The 25,255-nt window shown below is 64.8% G+C and carries 19 protein-coding genes and 1 riboswitch; of the genes, 13 read left to right on the forward strand and 6 right to left on the reverse strand.

Annotation, left to right across the window (positions count from 1 at the left end; translation table 11 throughout):
* Positions 1-16 precede the first annotated feature (16 nt).
* Both JQ616_RS17980 and JQ616_RS17985 read right to left on the reverse strand, forming a co-directional pair.
* A complete protein-coding gene (locus JQ616_RS17980; RefSeq protein WP_212016503.1) occupies positions 17-2,893 on the reverse strand; it encodes an EAL domain-containing protein in 2,877 nt (958 codons plus the stop codon).
* A gap of 120 nt (positions 2,894-3,013) precedes the next feature.
* Positions 3,014-4,012 carry an NAD(P)H-quinone oxidoreductase gene (locus JQ616_RS17985; RefSeq protein WP_212016505.1) on the reverse strand — a complete coding sequence of 333 codons (999 nt, stop codon included), beginning with the start codon at positions 4,010-4,012 and terminating at the stop codon, positions 3,014-3,016.
* A gap of 284 nt (positions 4,013-4,296) precedes the next feature.
* Here JQ616_RS17985 and JQ616_RS17990 point away from each other — a divergent pair, with 284 nt between their 5' ends.
* Together JQ616_RS17990 and JQ616_RS17995 are read left to right on the forward strand one after the other, a co-directional pair.
* Positions 4,297-4,488 (forward strand): DUF1192 domain-containing protein, encoded by a 192-nt coding sequence (locus JQ616_RS17990; protein ID WP_076865389.1) that lies wholly within the window; start codon positions 4,297-4,299, stop codon positions 4,486-4,488.
* A 511-nt stretch (positions 4,489-4,999) separates the two neighbouring features.
* Positions 5,000-5,512 carry a DUF1465 family protein gene (locus JQ616_RS17995; RefSeq protein WP_212016507.1) on the forward strand — a complete coding sequence of 171 codons (513 nt, stop codon included), beginning with the start codon at positions 5,000-5,002 and terminating at the stop codon, positions 5,510-5,512.
* 14 nt (positions 5,513-5,526) lie between these two features.
* Here the strand turns inward: JQ616_RS17995 and JQ616_RS18000 are convergent, their stop codons facing one another.
* Positions 5,527-7,038: a PLP-dependent aminotransferase family protein gene (locus JQ616_RS18000; protein WP_212016509.1), complete on the reverse strand. Its 1,512-nt coding sequence runs from the start codon at positions 7,036-7,038 to the stop codon at positions 5,527-5,529.
* Between the two features lie 86 nt (positions 7,039-7,124).
* On the opposite strand from JQ616_RS18000, the gene JQ616_RS18005 reads away from it, so the two are divergent.
* The 3 genes from JQ616_RS18005 to JQ616_RS18015 all read left to right on the forward strand — a co-directional run bounded on the left by JQ616_RS18005 (position 7,125) and on the right by JQ616_RS18015 (position 10,112).
* On the forward strand, positions 7,125-7,751 hold the full coding sequence (locus tag JQ616_RS18005) for an FMN-binding negative transcriptional regulator (protein ID WP_212016511.1): 627 nt from the start codon (positions 7,125-7,127) through the stop codon (positions 7,749-7,751).
* A gap of 15 nt (positions 7,752-7,766) precedes the next feature.
* On the forward strand, positions 7,767-8,384 hold the full coding sequence (locus JQ616_RS18010; RefSeq protein ID WP_212016513.1) for a LysE family translocator: 618 nt from the start codon (positions 7,767-7,769) through the stop codon (positions 8,382-8,384).
* Between the two features lie 996 nt (positions 8,385-9,380).
* The gene (locus JQ616_RS18015; protein WP_212016515.1) at positions 9,381-10,112 is read left to right on the forward strand and encodes a phosphotransferase enzyme family protein; all 732 of its coding nucleotides are present in this window, start codon (positions 9,381-9,383) and stop codon (positions 10,110-10,112) included.
* A gap of 859 nt (positions 10,113-10,971) precedes the next feature.
* Here JQ616_RS18015 and rpmE read toward each other — a convergent pair.
* Complete coding sequence (rpmE, locus tag JQ616_RS18020; RefSeq protein ID WP_016845230.1) at positions 10,972-11,199, reverse strand: 50S ribosomal protein L31; 228 nt, start codon at positions 11,197-11,199, stop codon at positions 10,972-10,974.
* A gap of 196 nt (positions 11,200-11,395) precedes the next feature.
* Here rpmE and JQ616_RS18025 point away from each other — a divergent pair, with 196 nt between their 5' ends.
* From JQ616_RS18025 to JQ616_RS18060, 8 genes are all read left to right on the forward strand, one after another.
* On the forward strand, positions 11,396-13,252 hold the full coding sequence (locus tag JQ616_RS18025; protein WP_212016517.1) for an ABC transporter ATP-binding protein/permease: 1,857 nt from the start codon (positions 11,396-11,398) through the stop codon (positions 13,250-13,252).
* A gap of 152 nt (positions 13,253-13,404) precedes the next feature.
* Entirely contained in the window at positions 13,405-13,809 is a 405-nt protein-coding gene (locus JQ616_RS18030; RefSeq protein ID WP_249136955.1) for a hypothetical protein, read from the forward strand.
* 150 nt (positions 13,810-13,959) lie between these two features.
* Positions 13,960-15,450: an amidohydrolase family protein gene (locus JQ616_RS18035; protein WP_212016519.1), complete on the forward strand. Its 1,491-nt coding sequence runs from the start codon at positions 13,960-13,962 to the stop codon at positions 15,448-15,450.
* A 1-nt stretch (position 15,451) separates the two neighbouring features.
* Positions 15,452-16,378 (forward strand): CobW family GTP-binding protein, encoded by a 927-nt coding sequence (locus tag JQ616_RS18040; protein ID WP_212016521.1) that lies wholly within the window; start codon positions 15,452-15,454, stop codon positions 16,376-16,378.
* A 97-nt stretch (positions 16,379-16,475) separates the two neighbouring features.
* A riboswitch (cobalamin riboswitch) is annotated at positions 16,476-16,671 on the forward strand.
* 106 nt (positions 16,672-16,777) lie between these two features.
* Positions 16,778-19,066, forward strand: a complete 2,289-nt coding sequence (locus JQ616_RS18045; RefSeq protein WP_212016523.1) for a TonB-dependent receptor — start codon at positions 16,778-16,780, stop codon at positions 19,064-19,066.
* A gap of 2 nt (positions 19,067-19,068) precedes the next feature.
* Positions 19,069-20,574, forward strand: coding sequence for a PepSY domain-containing protein (locus JQ616_RS18050; RefSeq protein ID WP_212016525.1), 1,506 nt, complete (start codon positions 19,069-19,071; stop codon positions 20,572-20,574).
* A gap of 570 nt (positions 20,575-21,144) precedes the next feature.
* The gene (locus JQ616_RS18055; protein ID WP_212016527.1) at positions 21,145-21,600 is read left to right on the forward strand and encodes a hypothetical protein; all 456 of its coding nucleotides are present in this window, start codon (positions 21,145-21,147) and stop codon (positions 21,598-21,600) included.
* Between the two features lie 111 nt (positions 21,601-21,711).
* Entirely contained in the window at positions 21,712-22,146 is a 435-nt protein-coding gene (locus tag JQ616_RS18060) for a hypothetical protein (RefSeq protein WP_212016529.1), read from the forward strand.
* 47 nt (positions 22,147-22,193) lie between these two features.
* Here JQ616_RS18060 and JQ616_RS18065 read toward each other — a convergent pair whose 3' ends face one another.
* The gene (locus tag JQ616_RS18065) at positions 22,194-22,667 is read right to left on the reverse strand and encodes a tetratricopeptide repeat protein (RefSeq protein ID WP_212016531.1); all 474 of its coding nucleotides are present in this window, start codon (positions 22,665-22,667) and stop codon (positions 22,194-22,196) included.
* A 76-nt stretch (positions 22,668-22,743) separates the two neighbouring features.
* Positions 22,744-25,131 (reverse strand): type II secretion system secretin GspD, encoded by a 2,388-nt coding sequence (gspD, locus tag JQ616_RS18070; protein WP_212016533.1) that lies wholly within the window; start codon positions 25,129-25,131, stop codon positions 22,744-22,746.
* Between the last annotated feature and the right edge of the window lie 124 nt (positions 25,132-25,255).

The following is a 25,255-nucleotide window of genomic DNA, read 5'->3' on the forward strand; positions in this document are numbered from 1 at the left end:
GTGCCTTCGCCAGAGCCTAGCTCGCGGCTTCCAGCCGTTCCTCGGTGAGCAGACGCGTCGCGGCGTCGGCGTCCATCGGCTCGCCGAAGGCAAAGCCCTGCGCGTATTCGCAGCCGAGCTGGTAGAGCTCGACGGCATCCGAATCCGTCTCGGCGCCTTCCGCGACCACGTCCATGCCGAGATCATGCGCCAGCGCGATGATCGATTTCAGGATCACCGGGCGGGTGCCACGGCTCGTGGTGCGGACGAACGACTGGTCGATCTTGATGGTGTCGAACGGGAAGCGCTGCAGATAGGACAGCGAGGAGTGGCCGGTGCCGAAATCATCGAGCGACAGCCCGGTGCCGAGCTCGCGGATCCGCGCCAGCATCTGGGCGGCGTGCTCCGGATTCTCCATCACAAGCGATTCCGTCAGCTCCAGCTTCAGCGTGCCGCGCGCCACCGACGAGCGCGACAGCACGGTGCGGATATCGTGGATCAGATCGTGGCGGAGCAACTGCCGCGACGACACGTTGACCGAGGCGAAGATCGGCTCGCGGGCGCGCATCGCGCGCTGCCACACCGCGAGCTGGCGCGCGGTCTGGTCCATCACGAACATGCCGAGATCGACGATCAGGCCGGTCTCCTCGGCGACGTTGATGAATTCCGACGGCGACATCCGGCCGAGCTTCGGATGATCCCAGCGCGCCAGCGCCTCGAAGCCGGCGATCGCGCGATCTTCCAGCCGCACGATCGGCTGGTACAGGATCGTGATCTCCTGGCGCTCGATGGCACGGCGCAGGTCGCTCTCCAGCGTCAGGCGATCGGTCTTCCGCGCCCGCATCGCCGGCTTGTAGACGTCGATGCGGTCGCCGCCGATCCGCTTCGAGTGATACATCGCAAGCTCGGCGTCCTTGATGATCTCGTCGGTCAGCGGCGCGGCCGGGTCGGACAGCGCGAGGCCGATCGAGGCGGTCAGGAAGATCTCGCGGTCGTTGAAGGCGATCGGGGCGCGGATGGTCTTGCGGATGGTCTCGGCGAAATTGGTGATCCGCGCCGGGTCCTGCTCGGACAGCAGGATCAGGCCGAACTGGTCGCCGGCCATCCGTGCCAGCGTGTCCTGCGGCTTGAGGATGCGGGTCAGGCGCCGCGCCAGCGTCAGCAGGATGGAATCGCCGACCGCAATGCCGACGGAATCGTTGACCTGCTTGAAGCGGTCGAGATCGATCACCATCAAGGTCGGCCGCAGGTTCGGCATGGTCTTGGCGAGATTGGCCACAGCGCTGAGGCGATCCATGAACAGCCGGCGGTTGGGCAGGCCGGTCAGGTTGTCGTGCACGGAGTCATGCAGCATCCGCTCTTCCGAGTTCTTGAACTCGGTGACGTCGGTCAGGGTGCCGACCACGCGCGAGACCTCGCCGTCGGAGCCGACCACCGGGCGCGCCTTCAGCGCGAACCACATGAAATGGCCGTCGGGCGTGCGCAGCCGGAAATCCTGCACCAGGCGGCCGCGGCGCTGGTCGAGCACGCTGTCGAGCGCGGCGCGGAAGCGGTCCTGGTCGAGCGGGTGCAGCACCTCGAGCCATTTCGCGGCCGGGCCTTCCAGCGTGCCGCGCTTCAGCCCGAGCAGGGCCTCGGTCTCCGGGCTGGTGAACACCTTGTCGGCGGAGACGTCCCAGTCCCAGATCAGATCGCCGGAGCCGGTCAGCGCCAGTGCGCGGCGCTCGACGTCGGAGACGACGCCGGTGGTGGCGCCGCCCCCGGCGAAGGCGTGCTGCATCACCGTGAACCCGATCAGCATCACGATCAGCACCAGGCCGCCGAGCAGCGCCGGGCCGACGATGTCGTTGGTCACGGAGCCCGCAACCGTCATGCCGGCCGCGACCACCCAGACCACCAGCAGGAACCAGGTCGGGATCAGCAGCACCGCGCGGTCGAAGCCATGGGTCGAGAGATAGACGATCAGCGCGAAGCCGGCGAAGGCGATCATGACCAGCGACATCCGCGCGATGCCGGAGGCGACCGCGGGATCGAACAGCGCCAGCGCCACCAGCGAGCCGAGGAAGACCAGCCAGCCGATCGTGATGTGCGAGTAGCGCACGTGCCATCGACTGAGATTGAGATACGCGAACAGGAACACCAGCAGTGTCGCCGCGAGGATCGCCTCGCCCGCCGCGCGCCAGACGCGCTCGGCGTTGTTCGACATATCGAGCACCTTGCCCCAGAAGCCGAAATCGACGCCGATATAGACGAGCACCGCCCAGGCCAGTGCGGCGGCAGCGGGGAACATGATGCTGCCCTTGACCACAAACAAAATCGTGAGCACCAGCGCGAGCAGGCCCGAGATGCCGATCACGATGCCCTGATACAGCGTGAACGAGTTGACCTTGTCCTTGTAGGCGTCGGGTTCCCACAGATAGAGCTGCGGCAGCTTGTCGGTGCGCAGTTCCGCGACATAGGTGACGACGGCGCCGGGATCGAGCGTGATGCGGAACACGTCGGCGGTCGGGCTCTCCTGCCGCTCCGGACGATCGCCGACCGACGGCGTGATGGTGGCGATGCGCGACAGGCCGAGGTCGGGCCACAACAGGCCCGATGACACGATGCGATAGTGCGGCGCGACGATCAGGCGGTCGAGCTGGTCGTCGGTGTTGTTGGCGAGCGCGAACACCACCCAGTTCTGGCCGCCTTCGCGGGCGCGAACTTCGATGCGGCGCACGATGCCGTCGGTTCCCGGAGCAGTGGAGACCTGGATGCGGTCGGTTTCACTGCGCTGATGGTCGAGAACTGCGGTGAGGTCGATCGCCGGTGCATCGCTGCGCACGCTGACCGCGTCGATCGCATACGCGGCAGGCGCAGCAGCAAACATCATGAGGCCCAGCGCCAGCAGCGCAAGGCACCTGATCAGACGCAATGTCAGTACTCCGCGATCGACAAACTGCCCGGACCCGGCGACCGGCCCGGAGGTGGCGCGATAAATGACACGAAAGCGAAGGGAATCAAAGGGTTTCCGCCTCTGCTTCCGCTGCGAGAGTTAAACCACCAACACAATTTTGCCAATATGTTCGCTGGTCTCCATGCGGCGGTGCGCGTCGGCGGCCTTTCCCAGCGGGAATGTGCTGTCCATCAGCGGTTTGACCCGGCCTTCGCGCAGCAACGGCAGCACCTTTGCGTCGATCGCCGCGACCATCGCCGCCTTGTCCGCATTACTACGGGGGCGCAAGGTCGATCCGGTGTGGTGCAGTCGCTTGACCATCAGCTTGGCGAAGTTGGCCGTGGCCTTCGGTGTTCCCGACAGGAACGCGATCTGGACGATGCGGCCCTCGACCGCGGCAGCGTCGTAGTTCCGGTCGATATAGTCGCCACCGACCATGTCGAGGATGACGTTGGCGCCGGCACCATCAGTCGCCTTCTTCACCGCCTCGACGAAATCCTCGGTCTTGTAGTTGACGGCGTAATCGGCGCCGAGCTTGAGGCAGGCATCGGCCTTGTCCTGCGAGCCGACGGTGACGATCACCTTGGCGCCGAACGCCTTGGCAAGCTGGATCGCCATCGTGCCGATGCCCGACGAACCGCCGTGAATCAAGAGCGTCTCGCCGGCCTTCAGCGCGCCGCGCTCGAACACGTTGTGCCACACCGTCATCAGCGTTTCCGGAATGGCGCCGGCTTCCTGCATCGACAGCGAGGGCGGCACAGTCATCGCCTGCGCGTCCTGCGCGATGCAGTATTGCGCGTAGCCGCCGCCGGCGACGAGCGACATCACCTTGTCACCGATCTTGTGCTTGGCGCCTTCGCCGAGCGCGACCACTTCGCCCGCGATCTCGAGGCCGGGCAGGTCGCTCGCGCCGGGCGGCGGCGGATAGGAGCCGGAGCGTTGCGCGACGTCGGGACGATTGACGCCGGCGGCCGCGACCTTGACCAGGATCTCGCCGGCCTTCGGTGCCGGCACCGCACGGGTCTCGGGCACCAGCACCTCCGGGCCACCGGGCTTGCTGATGGCGACGACGGTCATTTGCGCGGGCAGGTTTGGCATGGTTCGTCCCTGGTCGGTGAAGAGGATTGGCGGATGGCATACCGCCTTTTCCAACGAAGCGAAACGCCATTAAGCCCCGAAGCGGGCCGTCAGATGCGCGGCCGTTCGGCCGTGATTTCCTCAACCGCCGGGCGAAACCTTCCGGCCGGACTGAGCCATTGGGCCAGCGTGGCGTGACAGCGCGTCAGATGTTGCGTGCACACCAAAGTCACTGCAAAATTCTCCTGCGCGGATATTCACTTTCTCTGGATGCGCGGCACCAGATCAGCGTCGCGGGAGGACACATGCCGATTGAGGATGAGGACCGGCCGCGGAAGAAGATCAGCCACGAGATCGGACAGGATCTCTCGCTGCTGTCGGTCGAGGAATTGACCGAGCGCATCGCGCTGCTCACCGCCGAAGTCGATCGCTTGAAGGAAGCGATGACGAAGAAGCGCGCGTCGAAGGATGCCGCGAACGCGTTCTTCAAGTCGTAGCGCCAAGTCGTAACGCTGCAACATCACATCACGTCGTCCCGGACAAGCGAGCAAAGCGAGCGCGATCCGGGACCCATAACAGCCGCGCGCAATGTGGGCATTGGTGGTTATGGGTCCCGGCCCGCGTGTGCAATTGCGCATCAGGCCGAGACGGCCCTCGGGGATGAGTTGGACGGAATCAATCCGTACCTGTCCCAAACTAGGTCAATGGCCGACATGGCAAACAAAGCCTGAAGAAATCTGCTCATTTACGGTCGGTTAAGCTTTCTCGATTATGACTGCATTGTCCTCGTTTGGACACCGAGTGGCTCCTGTCCACTCTGTTTGACGCCTCCCTGTTATCAACTTCAAAAGCCGCCGGAAACGGCGGCTCTTTTTTGTTGCGTCCGCCGCTGGAAACCATAAATCCGGTTGCGGCTGGACTCTTCGGCGCGCCCGCGCAATGATTTGTTCATCATAAGCTGGCGCGTGAGATGCCAGTGGGCGTTAAGATGGTGTGAGGGCGTTAACCATGGCCGATCGTTCCCAGAACGAAGCCGGGCTTGTGCTGTTCAGCGAACGGCTGACCAATTCTGCGGCATTCGGCGTGCTGTTCCGGGAAGGCATGGATCTGGTCGAGCAGACCGCGGCCTATCTCGATGGCGACGGACGCACCGAGGCCAAGGCGCTGGAACGGTCCGTCAGCCTGACCTATGCCACCGAAAGCATGCGCCTGACCACGCGGCTGATGCAGCTCGCGTCCTGGCTGCTGCTGCATCGCGCGGTCAAGGAAGGCGAGATGACGCTGACCCAGGCCAATCGCGAGAAGACCAAGGTGAAGCTGTCGGCCGCCGATCCCGGCCCGGTCGACATGGTGACCAAGCTGCCGGAGCAATTGCAGCAGCTGATCGCCCGCTCGATGGACCTGCAGGCGCGCGTCCGCCGGCTCGACACCACGATCCACGCGCCGGCGCCGGATCGCTCGTCGATCGGCAATCCGCTGGTGCCGCAGCTCAATCGCCTCAAGGCTGCGTTCGAGCAGTAGTATCGACCTCAGTGTCAAGTGTCGGCACGGCGTGGCTTGGCCCGCCGCTGCGACCTGTGCTGATCGATCATGCGCCGCAGCCGTATCGCCGCTGCCTCCAGTTCCTCCGGTTCGAAGCCGCCGAATCCGAGCATCAGCCCGGGCCGTGCCGCTGCCTTGTACATCGGTGAGATCGGCCGCACCACGATGCCGTGGGCAAGCGCGGTCTTTGCCAATTGCACATCGTCGAAACCCGGCGGCAGCCACAACAACAGATGCATGCCCTGGTCGCTCGGCTGCAACGTGACGTCATCGGGCATGTGCCGTTCGAGCGCCGCGATCAGTGTCGCGCGCCGTGCGGCATAGACGCCGCGAATCCGCCTGATGTGAGCTTCGAACAGCCCCTCGCGCATATAGGCCGCCAGCACGTGCTGGTCGGCCGTCGGCGAATGCCGGTCGAGCAGGGCGCGCGCGCCGGCGAAGGCGTCGATCAGCGGTGAAGGCGCAACGACATAGCCGAGCCGCAGCGAGGGAAACAGCACCTTGCTCAAGGTGCCGAGATAGATCACGCGCGACGGCGCGAGGCCCTGCATCGACGGGAAGGGATGACCGGCATAGCGCAGCTCGCTGTCGTAATCGTCCTCGACGATCCACGCATTGCTTCGCTGCGCCCACGCAACCAGCGCATTGCGGCGGGCCATGCTCATCGGCATCCCCAGCGGATATTGATGCGACGGCGTCACGAACGCCGCGCGTGCATTGGGACACGCGGCGATCGCAGCATCGACGTCGATGCCCTGCGCATCGACCGCAATGCGCGTAGTGATGAGATCGAGATCGTCGAGCACCGCGGTCATGCCGGGATAGGCGGGATCCTCGGCCCAGACGCGATCGCCCGCTGACAGCAGCACGCGTCCGGCGAGATAAAGGCCCTGTTGTGTGCCGGCCGTGATCACGACCTGCTCCGGCTCGCAATGCACCGCGCGGGATTTGCGCACATAGTCGGCGATCGCTTGCCGCAGTTCCATCAGGCCGCGCGGATCGCCGTAGCTCGCAGGCGCCGCCGCGCGCGATGCGCGGACGCGGTTGCCGAGCCGGCGCCAATTGTCGTCGGGCGCGACCGCGCCGCCGGGGACCGCGATCGCAAACGGGATTTCGGGCATCGGCGTGAACGCCGCTGCAACCTCGGCAAGCCGCATCGCGCGCGGTGGCAGCTGGATCGGCGCGGGCTTGTCGGGACTGCGGCCAGCCGGCCGGACCGGCCGTGCTTGCTCCGCCAGCGTCGGCGCGACGCGCGTGCCGGCGCCGACCTGCGATTCCAGATAGCCCTCGGCCTGCAATTGTTCGAAGGCCTCCGCGACCGTGCCGCGCGCGACGCCGAGCGAGGCCGACAGCGCGCGGGTCGACGGCAGCAATTCCCCGGCCTTCAATTCGCCCTTGGCGATCGCCGCACGCAGCGCCTGCGCGATCTGGCGTCCGACCTGGCCGGCGGCGCGGTCGACCGCGCCGAGCGAGGGAATGCTGATCGTGGCGCGCAAGCGGGGCATAGTGGACCAGTCATTGTGATCGAAAGTGGCTCTTACCATAGGCCACTTCGGCGCTATGGTGCGAGCAGCAATCGAAGAGGTCTGTCATGTACCTGCCGCCGCATTTCAAGATGGATGAGCTCGGCCCGATCCACGCCGCGATACGGGCCTCAAGGCTTGCGACGCTGGTCACCGCGACCGCCGACGGGCTGATCGGCACGCCGCTGCCGCTGATTCTCAGTGAGAACGAGGGCGCGTACGGCACGCTGTATGGTCACGTCGCGCGACCCAATCCGCAGTGGAAGCTGCCGGCGACCGGCGAGGCGCTGGCGATCTTCATGGGCCCCGACGCCTATGTGACGCCGTCCTGGTATGTGACCAAGGCCGAGCACGGCAAGGTGGTGCCGACCTGGAATTACGTCGCCGTGCACGCCTACGGCCCGGCCGAGTTCTTCGAGGATGCCGACCGCCTGCTCGATGTCGTGACCCGGCTGACCGTGCTGCACGAGAGCTCACGCAAGGAGGTCTGGCAGGTCAGCGATGCTCCGGACGATTTCGTCAAGGCGCAGCTGCGCGGCATCGTCGGCGTCCGGATGCCGATCACGCGGATCGATGCCAAGAAGAAGATGAGCCAGAACCGCAAGCGCGAGGATCGCGCCGGCGTGATCGCGGGGCTCGGCGAAAGCGATAATCCGATCGATCGCGAAGTCGCGGCAATGATCCCGGCGAACTGAGGCGAAAAACGTTCGATGGAATTGTATCTCGCCTTTGCGATCACCACCGCGACCTTTGCGCTGATCCCGGGGCCGGCCATGCTCTATGCCGCGGCCCGCACCCTGGCCGGCGGCAGGCGCGCGGGACTGATGGCATCGCTCGGCCTGCATCTCGGCGGCTATGTCCATGTCATCGCCGCGGCGGCCGGCCTCGCTCTGCTGTTTCATGCGGTGCCGCCGCTATTCATGGCGATGAAGCTCGCCGGCGCGGCCTATCTGGTCTGGCTCGGGCTGTCGCTGTTCCGTGCTCGCGACAACACCAAGCGTCCCGAGCTGGCGCCGCTCTCCGCCGAGCGCGCCTTCGCGCAAAGCATCGTCGTCGAGGTCTTGAATCCGAAGACCGCGATCTTCTTCCTGGCGTTCCTGCCGCAATTCGTCGATGCGTCGGCAAGCGTTCCGGTCTGGGCCCAGCTGTTCCTGCTCGGCACGATCGTCAACCTGACATTCTCGGCGGTCGATATCGTCTGCGTGTTGTTCGCCAGCGCAGTGATGTCGAAGCTGCAGCGCTCCCGCACGTCGCAGCGGATCATGCAGCGGATCGGCGGCAGTATTTTGGTCGCGCTCGGCGCGCGGTTGGCGTTGGGGGATCGCTAGGAGCAGTCATTGTCGAACAGTGGCGAGGCTGTCGATCAACACTTCGCCGACCTGCGCTGCGAGCTGCGTCTCCAGATCCATGGCGTCCATTCATCAATCCCGGAAACGGCTGGTCATCAGTAGAAATATCTTCAACCCTCGGTGGCACTGCCAGGTATGTATGCTACCGTGCCGTTCTCGGGACGGCTGTTCCGTCCCGGATTTGGGAGGGCATGTCATGAGATTGTCACCAAGCTTTGTCGCGCCTTCAGCTATCGCCGTCTTGTCAACCGTCTTGCTGTGCGGCCCGGCAGCGTCACAAACAGATTCCGCCAAGTCGCTTCCGTCCATCACGGTCGAAGCGCCGAAGCCGGCGGCACGGCCAAATCGTCCGACGCAGGAGGCGACCTCAGGGGTGTCGCACCGCAGATCGAGAACCGCCCAGACGACATCGTCAACCGTCCGGGCGCCGTCGCCGGCGCCCGATTCAGTGCTGGGTAGGATTGCCGCGCTGGAGAAGGTCGCCAGCAATTGCAACGGTGGTTGCGAATCGAGCATGCCGCACGGCAAGGACCCTTGGGTTGGGTGCAGCGAGTCGACTGGCGGGCAGACACATGGACCGTTCTCGGCAACCTGCCGGGACAACCTGACCTACAAATCCTATGTCGATTGCGTCGAGACCAAATGGTTCCTGGGCGAGTACCGAAACAGGGCCTGGTGGCTTTGCAGCAGCCTGCAAGCCGCAGGAAAGTTTAAGGTCGCCGAACTCAAGCGACCGAGACATCCGCGATAAAGCATGATCCGGAATAGTGCGAAGCGGCTTTCCCTCGCGACAAACGCGAACGCGTTTGCGCGGAGATCATGCTCAAACAATGCGCCAAAGCGCGATGACGATTCAACCTGATCTCATCGCGCTTTGGGGTGTGTGCTCACAAAATCCGGAAGCTCCATGCCCCCGCGTTGGAGGTCTGCCATATCCCTGATCACGGCGCGAAAGGCGTGCCCTTGAGGTCGCCGGTGGGATGGGAGGCGCTCGGACAGTGGGGTGACGACGCAACGCGCATCGAGCCGCTCTCCGGCGGGGTCGCCAACGACGTGTGGAGCGTCCGCGTCCATGGGCGCCTCGCCGTCGGTCGTCTCGGTGGCAGGAGCGACGCCGATCTCGCGTGGGAGACCGGGCTCCTGCAATACCTCGACCGTGAAGGCCTGATCGTGCCGGTGCCGATCCCGACGACGGACGGCCGGCTGTTCGCCGACGGTCTTGTGGTGATGACATATTTGGAGGGCGAACCGCCCGAGACGGAAGCCGACTGGCGTCGCGTGGCCGACACGCTCCGCCGGCTGCATCTGATGACGCAGGGCTGGCCGCAGCGCCCGGGTTGGCGATCGTCGACCGATCTGCTGCACGCCGAGAGGGGAACGCGGATCGATCTCGGCGCGATGCCGCCCGAGGCCGTTGCGCGATGCCGGGTCGCCTGGGCGCGGCTCGTCGGACGTCAGACCTGCGTCGTCCACGGCGACCCCAACCCGCGCAACATCCGCATGACAGCGGATCGGGTCGCGCTGATCGACTGGGACGAGTCGCATGTCGACGTCCCCGATCTTGATCTGGCGCTGCCCCACAACGCCGCCGGTCTCGACGCCGGCGCGCATGACATCGCCGCGCAAGCATCGGCCGCATGGGAGGCCGCCGTCTGCTGGGACGACGCATTCGCGATCAAACGGCTTGCCCAGGTTCGTGCGGTCTGAGCAGCCCACCCAATCCTACGGACTGGGCCCGCGATCGTGACGCGGCGGGTGCGACAAAACAACCCGACGGGCAACTCAGCAAAATGCGTCAAGGCCCCGCATCAAAAATGTTTCGCTTTATCAGAATTGCAGCTCGGTGTATGGTCTGCCCGTCTCGCCCGATCGAGGGGCGCTTCGCGATCGTCACGAACGCGGGTCGAGATGCGGTGGACGCCGATTGCGCAGTCGACGAATGCGCATGATGCGGACGGTGAAATCGTGCAGGCCTGACGCCCTAGTGGTAGGTGTCCTCTCGCGAAACGCGCAAGCGTTTGGTGAAGGCGGTGACAACAAAGCCCAGTCTCGCCGGGGAGAGCACGTATAAGCCGTAAGCCATCGCGCAGGGAAAGCCGGATTGCTCCGGTTACACCTGTGGTCCTACCCCCGTGCTTTTCTACCCATTGCACGGGGCCCATGGGTGCGATCGGCACCCGGCTTTCCCTGCGCCCTCTGAGAGAGGAGGGCGGAAAAGACCAGCAAAGCTCGGACAGATCATGTCGCGAGAACGTCGTTGCACATCCTCAGCGCTGTTTGACGATGCACGAGATTTACCCCCGTCATCCTGAGGTGCGAGCGCAGCGAGTCTCGAAGGATGCCCGGCCCGGCTGGTGGCCGCCGATCCTTCGAGGCTCGCCGAAGAGGCTCGCGCCTCAGGATGACGGAATTGACAGTTGCGCGGTGGTTATGGGTCCCGGCCTTCGCCGGGACGACGGGGTGGCACGCTTGTCCATCCAAACGATCCGGACGGCCCCAAAAACAAAAACGCCCCCGGGATGGAGGCGTTTTGCATTTGATCGCGAAGGGTATCCCGAAGCGGACTTTAGTCCTTCTTGAGGAAGCCCGAAAACTTCTTCTGGAAGCGCGAGACGCGGCCGCCGCGGTCCATCAGCTGCTGGGTACCGCCGGTCCAGGCCGGGTGCGACTTGGGGTCGATGTCGAGGTTCAGCGTGTCGCCTTCCTTGCCCCAGGTCGAGCGGGTCAGGTACTCGGTGCCGTCGGTCATGACGACCTTAATCGTATGATAATTCGGATGAATATCGGCTTTCATGACAGTTCCTCTGGCGCGCCGGCGCCCATCTCAAGACATTCAGGTACGGGATTTGGCCGGCTCTATAACGCATGGAGCCCCCCAAAACAAGCCAAGAAAGGGGGGCTTAAGCCCATCACCGGATTGGGACTTTACCGGATTTGCCAGCCGGGGGTCGGCGGGCCTATGTGGGGGGCGATAGAACCGGTCTAGATTGATGAGCATAGCTGAACAGCTTGAGACCCCTCGAGGCAGCCACGAGCCGCCGCGCGACGCATTGCTCGATGAGGAAGCCTTCATCGAGAGCCAGATCACGGAGCCGGCCAAGAACCGTGCCCGCTTGCGGCCGCTGCTTGCGCTGGCGCCCTATGTCGCGCGCTACAAGGGGCGGGCGATCCTCGCGCTGATCTCGCTGACCATTGCCGCGATCACCACGCTGATCGTGCCGGTCGCGGTGCGGCGGATGATCGACATGGGCTTCACGCCCGAAGGCATCGCGATGATCAACAGCTATTTCAGCGTGATGATCGCGGTTGTGGCGGTGCTCGCCTGTGCCAGCGCCTCGCGTTACTACCTCGTGATGACGATCGGCGAGCGCATCGTCGCCGATCTCCGCCGCGACGTGTTCGCGCACCTGATCTCGCTGTCGCCCGCGTTCTTCGATTCCGCACGGAGCGGCGAACTGGTGTCGCGGCTCACCGCCGATACCACGCAGATCAAGTCCGCGGTCGGCGCGTCGGTGTCGATCGCGCTGCGCAATCTGATGCTGTTCTTCGGCGCCGCCGCGATGATGGTGATCACGAGCCCAAGGCTGTCCGGTTTCGTGCTGCTCGCGATTCCGATCATCGTGATTCCATTGGTCGCATTCGGCCGCTGGGTGCGGCGGCTGTCCCGTACCGCCCAGGACACGCTGGCCGATGCCAGCGCCTATGCAAGCGAGCTGGTCAACGCGATCCGGACCGTGCAGGCCTATACCGGCGAGCGGCTCGCCCGGACGCGCTTTGCCGGCGAGGTCGAGCAGGCCTATCAGGCCGCGCGCAGCTCGACCAAGGCGCGCGCGGTGCTGACGCTGATCGTCATCTTCATCGTGTTCGCCAGCGTCGTCGTGATCCTGTGGGTCGGCTCGCATGACGTGCTGGTCGGCGCCATCAGCCCGGGCCGGCTCGGCCAGTTCATTCTCTATACGGCGTTCGCGGCGAGCGGCCTCGGCCAGCTCAGCGAGGTCTGGGGCGAGGTCTCGGCCGCGTCGGGGGCCGCCGAACGGCTGTTCGAGATCCTGCGCGTCAAGCCGCAGATCGCGGCCCCGGCTTCGCCGCGCGCGCTGCCGCAGCCGGCACGCGGCGATGTCGGCTTCGACGATGTCAGCTTCGCCTATCCGACCCGGCCCAATGCGCTGGCGGTCGACGGCGTGTCGCTGAAGGTCGGTTCGGGTGAGAAGGTCGCGATCGTCGGCCCGTCCGGCGCCGGCAAGAGCACGCTGTTCCATTTGCTGCTGCGCTTCTACGATCCGAAATCGGGCACCATTTCGCTCGACGGCGTGCCGATCCGGCAGGCCGATCCAGCCGAGGTGCGGGCGCGGATCGCGCTGGTGCCGCAGGATTCCGTGGTGTTCGCCGCCTCTGCCCGCGAGAACATCCGGTTCGGCCGGCCCGATGCCAGCGATGCCGAGGTCGAGCGCGCCGCGGATCTCGCGCACGCCACCGAATTCCTGCGCCGGCTGCCTGAGGGGTTCGACGCTCAGCTCGGCGAGCGCGGCGTGACGCTCTCAGGCGGCCAGCGCCAGCGCATCGCGATTGCCCGCGCGATCCTGCGCGACGCGCCGCTGCTGCTGCTCGATGAAGCGACCTCCGCGCTCGACGCCGAGAGCGAGACGCTGGTGCAGACAGCGCTCGAGGAATTGATGCGCCACCGCACCACGCTGGTGATCGCGCATCGCTTGGCGACCGTGCTGTCCTGCGACCGTATCCTTGTCATGGATCAGGGCAAGATCGTCGAGCAGGGCACTCATACCGAGCTGGTCGCCGCGGGCGGCCTCTATGCGCGACTGGCGCGGCTGCAGTTCGAGGGGATTTGAACGAATTGGGACCCAGTGCGCTCCGCCTATGCGATCCTTATGCGATCGAGCGCAGGCTCCCCTCGAAAACCTATTCCCGCGCAAGGATAGTCGCGCCGCGCCTGATCTCCCTCGACAGCCGAAGGAGCGTTGGCGCGCGGGGTGCTCGACTGATGCGCGAGGATGCGACCGAACCGGGGAGCAAGCTGCTCCGTGCCTGGCAGCTTGCCGTGCTGCGGTTCGCGGTGACGCGCGAGGACGACGATCGGATGCACGCGCTCGGTGTGGCCGGCGAGATCGACCGGCTGGGCGGCGCGGCCGGTGATGCCTTCCACTTCTTCCGCAGGACGACCGCGGAGCTGTGCGCGGCGATCTCCGGTCGGGGCGCGGATCAGGATGGCGTCGTCAGGCGATTCCTGGCGCAGATCGACCATGTCAGGCTCAGGCGCGCGGTCGACGCGGCGATCGCCAAGGACCGTGCCAAGGACTGTACGCCACCGAGCCTCGCGGCGGGCCGCATCAAGCCTAGCCCCGATCTCTGGCGCGGGCTGCCGTCGCGGCGCGCAACCGGAACGTAGGAGAGCCGCCGTGCAATCGCGATCACGTCGCGGCGGACATTCCGCCACAGCATGTCGCCACAACCCTGGCCCGGTTGCTGCGATGCCTGCGATGCGCTTCTCTGTGCCCGACGCGAGACCAGTCGGTTTCGGAATGCGGGGAGTGGCGAGATGGTTGGTTTGGTGATCAGCGGCGGCCGGGTGGTGGATCCGGCCAGCGGGATGGACGCGATCGGCGACGTCGCTGTGGTCGACGGCAAGATCGCCGCTGTGGGCACTGGGCTCGGCGGCGCGGAGCGGCAGATCGACGCGACCGGGCTCGTGGTGGCGCCCGGCTTCATCGACCTGCACGCGCACGGCCAGACCATTCCGGCCGATCGCATGCAGGCCTTCGACGGGGTGACGACGACGCTCGACCTCGAGGCCGGCGTGCTGCCGGTCGCATCCTGGTACAAGCGCCAGGCCGAGAAGGGGCGGGTGCTGAATTACGGCGCGGCGGCCAACTGGGCCTTCGCGCGGATCGGCGCGATGACCGGCTCGAATTCGGAAAGCTCGCTGGAATCGTTCGGCGCGGCGATGCGCGATCGCCGCTGGATCGAGAACGTCGCGACCGAAGGCGAGGTCGGCGGCATCCTCGAGCGTCTCGCCAACGGGCTGAACGAGGGCGGCATCGGCATCGGCATCCTCAACGCCTATGCGCCGGGCGCCGGCGTGCAGGAACTGACCGCGGTGTGCCAGCTCGCGGCCAATCACGCGGTGCCGACCTTCACCCACGTCGCCTACATGTCGCGCATCGACCCCGAGAGCGCCGCCGAGGCTTACATCCGTCTGATCGGCTATGCTGGCGCCACCGGCGCGCATATGCACATCTGCCACTTCAACTCGTCGAGCAAGACGGACATCGAACGCTGTGTCGCGCTGATCGCCAAAGCGCAGGCGCAGGGCCTACCGATCACGGTGGAAGCCTATCCGTACGGTACCGGCTCGACCGTGCTGGCGGCGACCTTTTTCAGCGATCCGAAATTCGAGGAGCGCAACGGCCTCGGCTATGATTCCGTGCAGCGCGTGACCGACGGTCATCGCTTCGGCAGCCGCGAGGAGCTGCTGGCCGCGCAGGCCGAAGAGCCCTCCACGCTGGTGTTGTGGCACGTGCTCGACATCGAGAACAACGCGCATCATCGCGATCTGCTCGACATGGCGGTGCTGTATCCGGGCGGCGCGATCGCCTCTGACGCGATGCCCTGGACGACGTCGGACGGCCGTCCCTACAGCGGCGACGCCTGGCCGCTGCCTGACGATGCCACCTCGCATCCGCGCTCGGCGGGCTGCTTCACCCGCTTCATCCGCGAATGGGTGCGTGAGCGCAAGAAAGTGTCGCTGCTCGAGGGCATCCGCAAATGTGCGCTCATCCCGGCCGAGATCCTGTCGGCGAGCACGCCGGCAATGCGCGCCAAGGGCAGGCTGCAAGTGGGTGCCGACGCCGATGTCGTGGTGTTCGACTACGAGACGCTGAGCGATCGCGCGACCTTCTCCGCGATGAACCGCCCGGCGGAAGGTGTGCGGCATCTTGTGGTCAGTGGCCAGCCGCTGATCAACGATGGCGTGCTCGATGTCGCGGCGCGTCCCGGCCGGCCGGTGCGCCGGCCCGTCACTGGAGGCTGAGGTGCCGGTCCCGATCCTGCTGGTCGCGGGCTTTCTCGGGGCGGGCAAGACCACGGTCGTCAACCATCTGCTGGCGCATGCGCAAGGCAAGCGCATCGCCGCCGTGGTCAACGATTTCGGCGCGATCAATATCGATGCCGAATTGATCGCCGGCGCCAGCGATGGCGTGGTCAGCCTGAGCAATGGCTGCATCTGCTGCACGCTGGAGGGTGATCTGCTGCGCACGCTCGCCAATTTACTGCGGCGTGATCCGCGTCCCGAGTTCATCGTGATCGAGACCAGCGGGATCGCCGATCCCGCCGACATCGTGCGCAACCTGATGGATCCCGTGATTTGGAAGGAGGCGCCGCTGGAGACCGTGCTCTGCGTGGTCGACGCGACGCAGCCGGTGGCCGCACTGGACGATGCGCTGCTGCGCTCGCAGTTGCGGGCAGCCGATGTGGTGGCGCTGAGCAAGGTCGATCTCGCCGATGCAGCCGCGCAGACCGCGATCCGCGATGCCGTGCGCGCGGTGCGTCCCGCGGCCGTGGTGGTCGATGCCGTGCATGGCGAGGTGCCGACGGAGTTGCTGTTTCCGACCGACGTTGATCATGTGCCGATGTCGCGTGAGACCCCGCCGCGCCGGCCGGCGTCGGACCGATTTGAAACCTTGAGCTGGACCTCGGAGCGGCCGGTGCGGCTGGCGCGCCTGCAGCAGGCGATCGGCAAACTGGCGCCGAAGCTGGCGCGGGCGAAGGGATTGTTCGAGACGGTCGAACAGCCCGGACGGCTGACGGTATTTCAACTCGCCGGCGGCCGCGCGACACTGGCTGCCGGCGGTGTGCCGACGCCCGGCGTGCCCCGCACGCGCATCGTGTTCATCGCCGAGATGGGCGCGTTGTCGCGTGACGAGATCGACGCCGTCATGCAGAACTGTGTCGAAGCTTAGTGAGGTATGTCGGCACTCATTTGTGACGTCGTGGCCACGCCCTCTCGCAAAGCACGTGTGCGACGCTCACGTCGAATTGACAGCTCCGCGTCGACCACCTATCGTTTTTGGCGACGGTTCCCTTCGGGGATCAAAAGGGAATGCGGTGCGAGGGTAACCCCAATGCCGCAGCTGTCCCCGCAACTGTAAACGGCGAGCCTTTCGTCAATTTGCCACTGGGCTGTTCAGTCCGGGAAGGCGTCGACAGGCGATGACCCGTGAGCCAGGAGACCTGCCGTCAGTCGTGGTCACACGCGAGCACATCGGGCGGGGGCGTCCTGGTGGGATCGGAGCACTGCCTTGTGGGCAATGCGCCAGTCCGCGTTCGCGGTGACGTGCCACGTTACCGCGAGTCTTTTCATGTCTCCGTCCTCTCCCGTTGCGCGCAAATGGCGCCTCGGCCTCGTCTGCTCCCTCTCATCATTGTTGCTGCCGGCCGAAGGCTCGGCTCAAACAGCTCCAACCACCAGCCTCGATCCAATCGAGGTCTCGCCCTCGACGTCCGCAAAGCCGAAGCCCGCGGCACGAAGCAGCAATACTGCCGCGTCGTCGCGGCCACGCGCCAGGCCTGCAACGGCAGCTGCGACCGAAGGCGCGCCGCGCGCCGCAGCCTCAGGCGCATCGGGGACGGCCTCGCCGACGCTCAACGCTACCACGCAGGGCGGCACCGGCAGCCGCCTCAACCTCACGCCATTGCAGACGCCGGCCAGCGTCGAGATCATCACGGCGCAGACCATCGCTGAGCGCGGCCAGCATAATGTGACCGACGCCGTCACCCAGAATGCGGCCGGGTTCATCGCGACGCCGGCGCCCGGCAATGGCGGCCTGTCGTTCAGCACCCGCGGCTTTGCCGGCAGCAACTCGGTGATGACGCTGTATGACGGCACGCGCTTCTATATCGGCTCCGGCACGCTGACGTTCCCCTACGACACCTGGTCGACACAGCGCATCGAAGTGCTGCGCGGCCCGGCCTCGGTGCTGTATGGCGAAGGAGCGATCGGCGGCGTCATCAACGTGATCCCGAAGAAGCCGCAGAATACGCCCTACAATGAGGCCGAGGTCTCGCTCGACAGCAACATGACGCGGCGGCTCTCGGTGGACAGCACCGGTCCGATCAATCCCAATGTGTCGTACCGCATCAACGCCACCGGCAACATGTCGGACGGCTGGGTCGATCGCGACAAGACCTCGAATGCGGTGGTCTCCGCCGCCGTGCGGGTGCAGGCGTCAGAGAATCTCGCCTTCACGCTGTCCGAGGATTATGGCGACCGCAGCCCGTCGCGCTATTTCGGCACGCCGCTGATCAACGGCGCGATCCAGGATGCGCTGCGCTTCAAGAACTACAACGCGTCTGATAGCGCGATCCGCTATCAGGACAGCTGGACCCAGTTCAAGACCGAGTGGGATGTCGCCGACGGCATCAAGATCAGCAACACATTGTACTATCTGACCAGCGAACGGCACTGGCGCGACATCGAAAGCTACACTTTCAACCCCAAGACGCAGCTGATTGATCGCACGAGCTATCTTGAGATATTCCACGATCAGAAGCAGGCCGGCAACCGCATGGATGCGACGTTCAGTGGCCATATTTTCGGCCTCGAGAACCGCTTCGTCTCGGGGTTTGACGTCAACCACATCGAGTTCTTCCACACCAATAACTCATTCACTGGGACCGTGGCCACGACATCCTCAGTCAGTCCCTACGTGTACGATCCGGGGTCGTTCTTCACGACGCAATACCCGACCACGCCGGGCTTCAATGCAATCGTCAATCAATACGCGCTATTCGCCGAAGATCGGCTATCGCTGACCGACCAGTTGTCGCTGGTCACCGGCGTCAGATATGATCGCCCCGAGGTCGACCGTACCGACTACAAGATACCGGGTAACAGTTTCGACACCACGCTGTCGGGCACCAGCTGGCGCACCGGCGTTGTGTATGAGCCGATCAAGAATCTCGCCCTCTATGGCCAGTATGCGGTTGGCGTCGATCCGGTCGGCAACATCATCTCGCTGGCGGCCTCGCAAAAGACCTTCCAGCTTTCCACCGGCAAGCAGACCGAGTTCGGGGTCAAGCAGTCGTTTTGGGGCGGGCGCGGCGAGTGGACGCTGGCGGGCTATCAGATCGTCAAGAACAATCTGCTCATTGCCGATCCCAACGCTCCCACCGGTCCGGCGCTGCAGGTCGGTCAGCAATCATCCCGCGGGGTCGAGGCTTCGGTCGGGCTGGCGCTGAACGATGGCTGGCGCATCGACACCAACGTCGCAATGTTGCAGGCCAAGTACGACAACAACAGCCAGCTGGTGAGCGGCAAGATCGTCAGCTATGCCGGCAATGTGCCGATTAACGTGCCGCAAAAGGTCGCTAACGTCTGGGTGACCTGGGACTTCGCGCCGAGCTGGTCGGTCTATGGCGGCGTGCAGATGGTCGGTGCGATGTACTCAGATCTCGCCAATACCCAGTTGCGGCCGGGCTACAATGTGGTCAATGGCGGCATCAGGTGGAAGCCCGATGACCGCACCACGGTCGCGTTTCGGGTCTACAATCTGTTCGACAAGGTCTATGCAGTGACATCGCCATACGCCGGGCAATGGCTGCTCGGCATGCCGCGCACCGCCGAACTCTCCGTCAACGTGAAGTTCTGATCATGCGCAACGCTCTGATCCGGCGCGGGCGGCGATGGCTCTATGTCGTTCATCGCTGGATCGGCATTGCGACCTGCCTCTTCTTCGCGATGTGGTTCAGCTCCGGTCTCGTCATGATGTATGTGGCGTTTCCGCGCCTCACCGACGGCGAGCGGCTGTCCGCGCTTCCCGTCATTTCGTGGGGCAAGGTGCGGGTCGCACCCGATCGTGCGATGGGGATCGCGGGGATGGATCGCTATCCCCGCGATCTCCGGCTCTCGATGATGGACGATGTTCCGGTCTATCGTGTGACCGGGTGGAAGGGGGGCGCCGTCACGATCTCGGCGATCGACGGCGGTGTCATCGACCATGTCACGCCGGATCAGGCGCTCGCGGTCGCTCGCCATCATCCGCATGCGGTACGGCCGCAATTGCTCGATACGGTGACGCGCGACCAGTGGTCGGTCACCGCGCGCTTCGATCCGTTGCGGCCGCTCTATCTGATCGGGCTCGGTGATCCCGATGGCACCGAGCTCTACGTCTCCTCGCGCACGGGCGAGATCGCGCTCGACACCACACGGCGCGAACGCATTTGGAACTGGCTCGGCTCGATCCCGCATTGGATCTATCCGACCGTGCTGCGCAAGGACGGGCCGCTGTGGCGGGATGTGGTGCTGTGGGTCTCGGGCGTCTGCCTCGTCGTCGCGGTCACCGGCTTCTGGATCGGCATCCTCCGCCTGCGGCTGACGCGCCGTTACGCCGACGGCGCCGTCTCGCCCTATCGCGGCTGGATGGCCTGGCATCACATCGCCGGCCTGATCGGCGGCATCTTCGTCTTCACCTGGATGTTCAGCGGTTGGCTGTCGCTCAATCCCGGCGGTGCGTTCTCCGCTCGCGGCATCACCCGCGAGATTGCGGTGGCTTATAGCGGCCACGACGCGCCCGACATTGTCGCCGCCTTTCAGTCGTCGTCATCGATCCCGGCCATGGAGGCGCGCTTTGCTTGGGTCGCCGGACACCGGCTGATGCTGCTCAGTGACGACAAAGGCGGCCGGAGCCTGGCCGATCCCGTGACCGGTGCGCCCGCGACGCTCTCGCAAGACGAGATCATCGCCGCAGCGCACAGCGCCATGCCGGGCGTTGCGATGACGTCGGCGCGACAGCTCGACGAGTCGGATGCCTATTGGTACACGCTGCACCAGACGCGTGAGCTTCCGGTGCTGCGCATCGGATTCGACGATCCCGCCCGCACGTGGCTGCACATCTCTCCCGTCACCGGCGAGATCCTCGACCGCAGCGACGACAGCCGCCGCTCCTATCGCTGGCTGTTCAACGCGCTGCACAGCCTGGATGTCCCGCTGCTGCTGCGCATCTGGCCGGCACGCGATGTCGTGGTGTGGCTGTTGTCGGCCGTCGGCACGGTCGTTTCGATCAGCGGTGTCGTGATCGGATGGCGTCGGTTGCGGCGACGGAAGGTGCGGCCGGGGAGAGGCGGGCGCGCGTTGGCCAGAACGACATCCACGTCTTAGAGGGGCGCTGTGATTGCGAGCGCTGCCGCGGTAACCGATGTATCGCGACAAGTCATCGGAAAATTGGAGTCAATTCGCAGAGCTGCGCCATACTGTCGCAGCGCATGGTACGGCGACCTGAATTTCGCCGGCAGCGTCGGACTCTGTCGCGATCAACAACGATCGAGAGTCTAGCTTGATAAAGGGGTTCTTTGTAAATCGCGAGGTGCATCGATGCTCGAAGCAGAAGCGTAGTTCCATTGTTCTCCGCCTCCCGGAGAAACCGCAGAAGTCAGTTGCAATGTAGAGAAGCGTCTTCTACCAGTTGCAGGCTGCCGTTGATCTCGCAGGTGCGCGAGGGCGGCATGGGGTGCACGTGACGGTGAGTCGTTCTTTTCGTTGAACGCTCGCCTGCTGTGGCAGGGTTGTCCGTCTGGCTCGCGATCTTCGCAACGTTCCAGGTTGCTCCCTCAACCGCCGGCTTTCCTGTTCTCGCGGAGGAGAACTAGCTTCGTCGACCAGGGCGAGATCGAGCCAACACTCAGAAACCAGAGCGGCGCAGACGCGCCCGGCAGGAATCGCACGTCAGTCATGACCAATAATCAAGAGCCTGTGCTTTCCGATGTGTCGGCTTACCTTTGGATTGCACTCCGGATCGCCGTCTTAATTGCTGTCGCGGAAATTCCGATCCTTGCCTTGAACGTTATTCCTCCCGTCATTGTCTTCATTGCGGGGTGGGTAGTCATCTGTAGCTACACTTTCTATCGCGTCTGGCGGCTGAATACTCAATCGCTTGTCGTCAGCGACGCTGGCTTCGCCAAGCTCATAGCCTGCGCTTTCCTAGCCTGGCTGTCGGTCGTCTTCTTGCTCGACGTCGTTATCGCGAACAGCCTTACCCCAGCCTCGGAAGACGTCATTTGGCGGGTCAAGGGAGCGTTCGTGAGCAATGCGCTCGTTGCAGTCGATGCAGGTGCGTTGAGCGTACTTGGTGGCATTGTGGTCGAGAAAGTTCGCCAATATTGCGCTGGCTTGAGGGCAAGGGGGTAAAGGCAGGTGGGCGTTGATAATTGCGTCTTTGACCACATCGCGCGTGGCGAGGCCCTTGGAACCGTATGTCGTGATCTGGGCTCATTCTTTCCTCCGAAGGAAATGTAGTCGATGGTCGACAAAGCGAGGCAACTGGTAGCAAGGGTTGACCTTTACGGTAATTACCTCGTCTCGATGGCGCTGGTTGTCTCGCTTTGCGAATTTCCGTTCCTGGCGTGGCGCCTTGATCTTGCAAGACTCATTCTGCCGCTTGGTTGGGCCGCGATGCTGGTCCTTGGAATTAAGCGGATGTGGACGATCAAGGTAGAACATCAGCTGACGGCTGAGCTGCAGCTTGGCAGGATCATCGCAGGCATCGCGATCGCGGCGCTCTGCAGCACCTGGATGTACCACGTGGTGGCGGACATCGGGATGGTTCGCACCGATCGGCTTATCGATATAGGCCAGCTTGTTCTTGTCGTTAATGGAGTCGCCGGCCTTGGCGTGTACACGGCTGGTGCCGTCCTAGTTTGGCTGTTCAGCGCATTGTCGAGTGACGACTCCTAGGAGGTCTTCAATATTGTCTGACGCGACCAGGCGCGCCGGGTCGGCGATTATTTGACCGTCAGGTGCACGTCCGGACCGGGTCGGTCGGGAGTCCATTCCAGTGCAAATCGCTGAGCGGCAATGATCTCATAGGTTGAAAGCTTGCCTGCGACCGCATCGCGGAACCGGACATAGGCTTCGCGCTGCCGCCCGTTCGAGCGGGCCGCCGCCAGATTGAGCCATTTGTAGGCCAGCACGTAATCGTTCGGGAGGCCGTGGCCCTTGTCATACATCATGCCGAGCATCGCTTGCGCGAACGGGTCGCCCAGCGTGGCGCCGCGATAGTAGCAATCGGCGGCGGCGGCGTAGGCCTGCGGCACGCCGAAGCCATGCTCGTACATGAAGCCGAGCAGGCCGAGGGCCTTTGCATTGCCGCGCGCGGCGGCCGGTGCGAGCTCGCGAAACGCCCTGACATAATCGCCGCGATGGAAGGCGGCCGTGCCGACCGCGGCAATGTCGGCGCTGGCGACAGACGCGGTCATGGCCCAAAGTACGACCACGGCAGAAGTGCAGAAGCCTGTCCGTCGCGCGATCATGCGGAGCATCCCGTTGTCCGGCTCAGTGATAGCTGGTGGTGATCGGCGCATTGGTCGTCGTCGTGGCGATGCTGCCGCGCAATTTCGATCGCAGCTCCTCGGCCACGACCTGGGCGTCGGTGCCGTTGCGGATGATCTGCGGGCGGATGAAGATGATCAACTCGGTGCGCTGGGTGCTGTTGCTCTGATGCCCGAAGGCATCGCCGAGGCCGGGGATCTGGTCGAGCACTGGGAGCGCATTGCGGGCGCCGCTTTGCTGCTCGCTGATCAGGCCCGCCAGCAGCACGGTCTGGCCATTTGCCACCGAGATCTGGCTCTTGACCCGCCGTTCCGAAACGGTCGGCGTCAGGTTGACCGTGCTGCCGCTGCTCTGGGGAACGTTGCTGATCTCCTGCTCGACGTCGAGCCGCACCGTGCCGTTCACGCTGACGCGCGGCGAGACCTTCAGGATGATGCCGGTGTTGCGATAGTCGATGGTGTTGACCACGGTGTTGCTGGTGGTCAGCACCGTCGCGCTGCCGGTCGATACCGGGACGACGTCGCCGACCTGCAAGGTGGCGACCTGGTTGTTGATCACGACCAGCGAGGGATTGGACAGCACCTTGACGCTGGTGACGGCGTGCAGCGCATCCAGGATCAGGCTCGGCTGCGTCGCGTTTCCGATCAGGAAGTTGAAGCCTGGAAAGGCCTGGTTGATGTAGGCATTGGTGAGCGAACCTGCGGCGCTGACGATCCCGGTGGTCGCGTCCGTGGTGGTCGCGGGCGCCGCGGTAGCCTGGGTGCCGAGGATCGAGCCGGTGTTCGGCTTCAGCCCGAGGTTCTGGCTGGTGAGATAGGTCTGCACGCCATAGGACAGTGTGTTGTTGAGCGTGACCTCGGCAATCGTGGCGTCGATCGCGACCTGTAGCTGCGGCTCGTCGATCTGCAGCAGCGTCGACTCGATGATGCGGTAGTTGGCCTGGTCGGCATAGATCAGCAGATTGTTGTTCACGACGTCGGGAGTGATGCGAACGTCCTGCATGACCGGCTGGCCGTTGCCGCCGCTGGCACCGCGGCCGCTATCCAGCGCGGCATTGTTGCCCTGGCCTTGATTGTTGTTGGCATTGTTCGATTGGCCGCCGGCACCAAATCCCTGGCCGAGGCCCTGGCCCGTTGAGCCCGTCCCTGACGTGCCGCGGGATGCGAAGCCGCCCATGCTCGAATTCGAGCCGTTGTTGTTATTGAGCGACAGGCGGTCGGCGACGCTCGAGCTCGACGAGGTGCCGGAGCCGGGCGCGAGCTGGCTGTCGGCGCTGTCGAGCAGATTGCCGGATGAACCGCCGAGGAACATGTCGGTCAGGACCCGCGCGATCTGGCGCGCATCGCCGTATTTGACGCGGTAGACATGGACCGTGGTGCGCGCGGTGTCGTTGCGGTCGAGCCGCTTGATCCAGGTCGCGGCCGTGTGCAGCATGTCTGGCTTCTTGGTCACGACCAGGATCGCGTTCAGGCGCGCGATCGGCATGAACTTGATGACGTTCTGGCTGAGCCCGTTCTCGCCGGAATCGACGATCTTCTCCAGCTCGGCGATGACAGGCGCGGGCGAGCCGCTCGAGATCGGGAAGATGCCGACCGATTGGCCGCGCATCCAGTCGACGTCGAAGCTCAGCACGGTGTCGACGGCGGTGCGGCGCTCGGCGCCGGTGCCCTGGATCAGCAACAGGTTGCGCGTCGTGTCGGCGCGAATTGCGCCCGCCCTGGTGGCGAAGCTGTCGGTCAGCTTCAGCAGCGTTTGCGCCGAGACATATTGCAGGGGGACCACCGAGATCCCGAAGCCGGGTTCCGGATTGGCCGCCGCCGCATCGACGCGGCCGCCGCCGACGGCGTCGCCGAGCGGCGTCAGGCGATAGCCTGCCGTATCCTTGAGCAGCACCACGCCGCTGAGGCGGAGCGCGTTTTCAAGCACGAAGACCATATCGGATTTCGGCACCGGGCGGACCGACACCAGACTCACCGTGCCCTGCACCCGCGGATCGATGGTGTAGCCGACATGCAAAATGTCGCCCAGCACGACCTTGGCGACGGTCGCCACCGGCGTGCTCTCGAAATTCAGGTCGAAGCCATTGCCGTTCGACGCCGGCTGCGGCCGTGCGTCGACGACCGCGGTCACCTCGCTGCCGTCGTACATCGCCGCGCGGGCGTTGCCGTTCTGGCCGCCTTGAGCCGTCGCCAAGGCGTTCACCGGTTGCGGCTGGCGCGACATCAGATCCAGCGATCGCACCTTGTCGGTGACGTCGAGCTGGGACGCGTCGACGCTTTCGCTGACCGTCGCGGAATTGCAGGACGCCAACAACCCCATTGACGCCAAGGCAAACATGGCTGCCAGGCCGCCACGGATCGGGCAGCGGCCCACTGTGCCTACGCGTTGCATGAAGGCCCTTCGCTCTTACTAACTGATAATTCGATTGTCTGCGACGATCGGTCCTACCCCGAGAGGACTCTTATCGATCGAACATGACAGAAATAAATTGGTTACATGATTGTCGTTCGCGACC

It is taken from the genome of Bradyrhizobium tropiciagri (assembly GCF_018130545.1).
In the GTDB taxonomy this organism is placed as follows: domain Bacteria; phylum Pseudomonadota; class Alphaproteobacteria; order Rhizobiales; family Xanthobacteraceae; genus Bradyrhizobium; species Bradyrhizobium tropiciagri_A.

Coding starts and splice junctions, on each gene's coding strand:
- JQ616_RS17985 (WP_212016505.1), bottom strand. CDS start 4,012: ATGCCAAACCTGCCCGCGCAAATGACCGTCGTCGCCATCAGCAAGCCC.
- JQ616_RS17990 (WP_076865389.1), top strand. CDS start 4,297: ATGCCGATTGAGGATGAGGACCGGCCGCGGAAGAAGATCAGCCACGAG.
- JQ616_RS17995 (WP_212016507.1), top strand. CDS start 5,000: ATGGCCGATCGTTCCCAGAACGAAGCCGGGCTTGTGCTGTTCAGCGAA.
- JQ616_RS18000 (WP_212016509.1), bottom strand. CDS start 7,038: ATGCCCCGCTTGCGCGCCACGATCAGCATTCCCTCGCTCGGCGCGGTC.
- JQ616_RS18005 (WP_212016511.1), top strand. CDS start 7,125: ATGTACCTGCCGCCGCATTTCAAGATGGATGAGCTCGGCCCGATCCAC.
- JQ616_RS18010 (WP_212016513.1), top strand. CDS start 7,767: ATGGAATTGTATCTCGCCTTTGCGATCACCACCGCGACCTTTGCGCTG.
- rpmE (WP_016845230.1), bottom strand. CDS start 11,199: ATGAAAGCCGATATTCATCCGAATTATCATACGATTAAGGTCGTCATG.
- JQ616_RS18025 (WP_212016517.1), top strand. CDS start 11,396: ATGAGCATAGCTGAACAGCTTGAGACCCCTCGAGGCAGCCACGAGCCG.
- JQ616_RS18030 (WP_249136955.1), top strand. CDS start 13,405: ATGCGCGAGGATGCGACCGAACCGGGGAGCAAGCTGCTCCGTGCCTGG.
- JQ616_RS18035 (WP_212016519.1), top strand. CDS start 13,960: ATGGTTGGTTTGGTGATCAGCGGCGGCCGGGTGGTGGATCCGGCCAGC.
- JQ616_RS18045 (WP_212016523.1), top strand. CDS start 16,778: ATGTCTCCGTCCTCTCCCGTTGCGCGCAAATGGCGCCTCGGCCTCGTC.
- JQ616_RS18050 (WP_212016525.1), top strand. CDS start 19,069: ATGCGCAACGCTCTGATCCGGCGCGGGCGGCGATGGCTCTATGTCGTT.
- JQ616_RS18055 (WP_212016527.1), top strand. CDS start 21,145: ATGACCAATAATCAAGAGCCTGTGCTTTCCGATGTGTCGGCTTACCTT.
- JQ616_RS18060 (WP_212016529.1), top strand. CDS start 21,712: ATGGTCGACAAAGCGAGGCAACTGGTAGCAAGGGTTGACCTTTACGGT.
- JQ616_RS18065 (WP_212016531.1), bottom strand. CDS start 22,667: ATGACCGCGTCTGTCGCCAGCGCCGACATTGCCGCGGTCGGCACGGCC.
- gspD (WP_212016533.1), bottom strand. CDS start 25,131: ATGCAACGCGTAGGCACAGTGGGCCGCTGCCCGATCCGTGGCGGCCTG.